Consider the following 4,343-nt stretch of genomic DNA (forward strand, 5'->3'; position numbering starts at 1 on the left):
CCCATTCCGTTCGGCCACCATAATTTCGGATTTTTAATTGAGAGTTCATTTATATCAGCAGGGCTCATTGTAATATTTTTAACCTGTTTCGGTGGAATAATAAACTCTTTTTTAAATTCTTTATCCCCGATCCGGCCTTTCAAAACCGCTGATTGTTTTTCCATGGAGTGGTTTATAAGTTTGGTTTTTATATAAATAGAAGCCTTTTGCAGATTATTTTCATCAACATTAGTCTCAACAAATGGCTGATTCATAGAAACAACGCCTGTTGTTCTAATCGTAACTCCTCTCCAAATGCCCATATTCCTATCAGGAGGCAAAGGGTTCCAGTCAACAAAACCTATAGTGAAATCACCTTGCCTTGGAGGAAAAACCTTTAATGCAATAGTATTCTTACCTTTTACAACATGATTTGTAATATCGATCTTAAATACTCTGAAAGAGCCCTCTAAAGTATCTGAAGAGGCTATTTTACTGCCGTTAAGAAAAATATCCGCCCTGTAATTAATGCCGTTAAAATAGATTGATATATTTTTTTTAAGGGTATGCAGGTTAAACTCTTTTCTAAACCACCACGCACATTTAAATCTATTTTTTGGAATTTTCTCCAGATTTGTTGAAAAATACCATTTATCATATTCTCCGTTTTTAACAAGCCCTCCGAGCACAGTAGACGGAATATCAATAGCATACCACTCCTGACTGCACTTATAATCATCAGAAGATATCCGTTGTCCGGTCTCCTTTACTTTTTTTGAAGATATCATAGACCAATTTTTATTTAAATTAATATTAAATTCATTATCTTTGCTGATCTGCGCAGTTTTTGAACACCCCGTTAAAAGGAGCAGTGTTACAGGAACGATGATATATCGTAAGATCGGATATATTTTATTTATCATTATTCATTTCTCCTTTTCCCCTGTTAAACAGGTTATCAAATCTTTTAAATACATGTTTTGCTGTATTAAATTTTAATGAATCCGAAATAAGCATATCCCAATTCCAGAGAATCACTCCTGATGACGGCGGTTTTAAGGCACTTTTAAGACTATTTTCAAATTCTGTTAAAGTTATTTTATTTTGTAGATACTCGGTTTTAACCTGAATGCTCGGAATTACAGGCTTTTTCGTTTGATTATAATCATAGTTGACAACGGAATTTATCCATCTGTAATCTCTTTTAACCATGTGATGATAGCACATAGGTGATAAAAAGTCTGTGTACTTGGCCATTCTTTTCAGATCCTGGCCTGCAATATTCTTTATTGCTCCATTAAAATCCTCTTGTCTCCACGGCACAACATGTATGTTTACAAGTATATCAGGATTTAATTTCTTTATCCTTGCTGAAATCGATTTTAATGCATTTGTTACAAGTGTACATTTAAATTTTTCCCACTCTTTTTTATGCTGTTTTGTAATCAAATCGGATATATCTTCAGTTTTATTTATTGATTCAGGTATTTTTATTCCAGTACTGTTTTCAAAATTCTTGATACATAAAGGACAAAAACATCCGTTCTCAATTTGATCCGGATTCCTATCAGGAAATACCATTTCCCAATATACAAATTCTCTGATAAAATCCACACTAATACCATCGGGATTTATGGATTTTATCAGGCTGGATATATATTTAATTCTTTTTTCTATGTACTTTTTTTGTGAAGGGCATACGAATTCAACCCAGTCATCCTTTGCTTTTCTGTCCTTGTTTGTATATGCATAGAGCGAAGAGTCCTTTTTAAGTTCTTCGGGATTGTAAAAAATCGGAACAATGAGAAAAAGCCTTACATTGTTTCTTTTACAATTCTCCCGAAAACCGGCTTTGGATGCAAGTTCAGGACTTGTAAAAAGAGTATTTATTCCCAAATTATTGAATTTATTAAAAAGTGAATCTAAATTTTTTTCGTAATTATAAATTTTTACCCCGAGGATCGGCTTTTCAATTTTTGGAGTATTGCTGCAGGCCCAGAACAATAACGAAAATAATAGTATTTTTTTAATCATAATTTATTCCGTAATTCCGGTAATGCCTGTTTCCAAAGGAAGAACATCTTTAAGAGTAAAATCGACCCAGAACATACCGCAATTCTGTGTTACTTTCGCAGCTAGTGCATCCCCTATTTTTTTTGGCGGATTATCAAACTTTTTCCACCATGGCTTATCCCATTCATAGCCATACTGAAATAAAACCATATTGGGGTTAAAATGTTTTGCCCAGTAGCTTGTAAACTCATCTACCATACCATTCAATCCGCTGAAGCCCTGGCTGTCATCAACAAATACAATATCTCCTCTAAAATTAGGAGGCATCCAGCCCCTGTCCCAATGTTTGAGAAAAAGCTTATAGTTACTGTTATAAGATTTTACCAATGATTCCCATACCTTTGCAGTGTCATCTTCAACAGGTATCCCCCACTCAGGATATTCTGAAACTCTGTACCATTCAACATCAATACCGAGGCCTATTACACATTTATGATGTCCGTATCTTTTTAAAACGAGGTCAATAATGCCCGGAACAGAAGCACTTGCCGGTTCTACCTGAAGGAACACTTTAATGTTATTTTCATCAAAAAAATCAAGAAATCTTTCATGCTTATCATTATTCCTGAAAATTACGTGAGGATTGTTTTTACCGTCAGACGGGAACTCCAGTTCGCAGGTTTGAGAATTACTGCCCATAACACCGACTATCCATATACTGCAAGGCTGTGACCCTGAAAAATATGAGGACATGGTATCCATTGCAGTTTTCCACTGTTCAGGCTGTGGAAAAGGATAAATCCCATAGCTTGATGATCTTACACCGGCGTAAACAACTTTCGAAGAATCATTTGCAACAATTTTCTTGAAACTACTGCTCTGAGGTTCTACAACCTGCACCCTGGTACTGGTAGTACAACTTGCAAGGAATATAACAATTAAGATTGGAATCAATTTATACATTGTCTGCACATTCTCCTCAACAGGAAATAATCAAGGCACAGGGATGACTTCTCATCCCTGTGCCTTGAAAAATTATTATCTTACTTCATAAGAGTCATTTTTTTAGTTATTGTTCTGCCGTTATGTTTTAATTGATAGTAGTACAAACCACTCGGTAAATCAGACATATCAACGCTGTATTCATAAGAACCGCGAAGTTTGTTCCTGTTATCAATTACAGTTCTTACTAATTGCCCTAACCCGTTATAAATTTTAAGATTAGTAACACCCTTTTTATCAAGTGTAAATCTGATTTTCGTAGACGGGTTAAATGGATTAGGATAATTCTGTGTAAGATCGAATTTGCCAGGCACAAAAAGATCTGTTTTGTCAAGTACAGGGGTTCCGCCTCCGCTGTGTGTAACATACATATCGTCAAGGTTGAAAGAAAGTGTATCTATATCTTCAGCAGCAGGGTCGCCTCCCACAAAAAATTCAAACTTTAAGATTGAGCTTAAATCCAAAACGCCGTTTCCCGAACCGGTATACAATGTGAAATCTGCAAACGGATATGCACATTCAAGCCATCCTTCGGGTTTTCCGTATGCAAGGAAAGCAGCATATTTATCTCCAGAAGTCCAGATTTCATCACTTGATTCAATCAAATGAAGACCAAAATAAAAATCCTTTCCTGCAGGTTCACGAGTAATATCAAGCATAAATCTTATCTCATTTGCTCCGGTAAGATCAATAGCGCTGCTAAAAGTATGCCTTGCAACATCAACAGTGCCCCATGTATTCATTATTGCATTAACTTCAAGACAACCTGTTCCTTCAAACATGTCAGTAGTATTGTTTTTCAGCTCGAAAATATTGTTTGCCTCATCACCTATTGCTGTTTCCCAGACACCTGATGCTTCATTTTCATCAAAATTGAACATATCAGCATCTTTTATACTTTTCGAAGCAACCAAATTATCCATAAGGAATGTAACGCTGTCCGGCGCTGTACTATCACCCTGAACAGTAAAATCAAAACCATAAACAGCATTTGAATCAAATACGCCGTTTAAAGTGCTTTCCCATTCAGGAATCAAAAATCTATCAAATGGAACAATTACTTCATGCCACTGATCATCATTCGGAATATATAAAATATCATAATCACCTTCCCACTGCCATAACTCTCTTCCGTCCGCACCGTCAGGATAGTCCATGAGCGCACATGTAAAAAACAAACTTCTGTTAACTGTCGGAGCATCAAGAATTTTAACCCAGAATCTTATCTCATCATATTGTGACAGATCAAGCTTATTATCAAAAATATATTGAGCATCTGTGTATGTACCCCAGTCATTCGGATAAACTCTGAATTTCCCTGTTACCTTTAAACAGCCGTCACCTGTAAA

4 protein-coding genes are annotated in these 4,343 nt (G+C 35.8%); all 4 read right to left on the reverse strand.

Annotation, left to right across the window (positions count from 1 at the left end; all coding sequences use genetic code 11):
* Positions 1 to 902: hypothetical protein (locus J7K93_08430; GenBank protein ID MCD6117027.1), on the reverse strand; the 902-nt coding region annotated here is incomplete at its 3' end.
* On the reverse strand, positions 892 to 2,013 hold the full coding sequence (locus J7K93_08435; GenBank protein ID MCD6117028.1) for a hypothetical protein: 1,122 nt from the start codon (positions 2,011 to 2,013) through the stop codon (positions 892 to 894). The genes J7K93_08430 and J7K93_08435, both read right to left, overlap by 11 nt.
* 3 nt (positions 2,014 to 2,016) lie before the next feature.
* On the reverse strand, positions 2,017 to 2,955 hold the full coding sequence (locus tag J7K93_08440; protein MCD6117029.1) for a hypothetical protein: 939 nt from the start codon (positions 2,953 to 2,955) through the stop codon (positions 2,017 to 2,019).
* An 80-nt stretch (positions 2,956 to 3,035) separates the two neighbouring features.
* On the reverse strand, positions 3,036 to 4,343 hold a 1,308-nt coding region (locus tag J7K93_08445; protein MCD6117030.1), incomplete at its 5' end, for a T9SS type A sorting domain-containing protein.

The sequence above is a fragment of the bacterium genome, assembly GCA_021158245.1.
Taxonomy (GTDB): domain Bacteria; phylum Zhuqueibacterota; class QNDG01; order QNDG01; family QNDG01; genus QNDG01.

Bases quoted from the DNA above. Each gene is read 5' to 3' on its own strand.
- J7K93_08435 (MCD6117028.1), bottom strand. From the start codon at position 2,013: ATGATTAAAAAAATACTATTATTTTCGTTATTGTTCTGGGCCTGCAGC.
- J7K93_08440 (MCD6117029.1), bottom strand. From the start codon at position 2,955: ATGTATAAATTGATTCCAATCTTAATTGTTATATTCCTTGCAAGTTGT.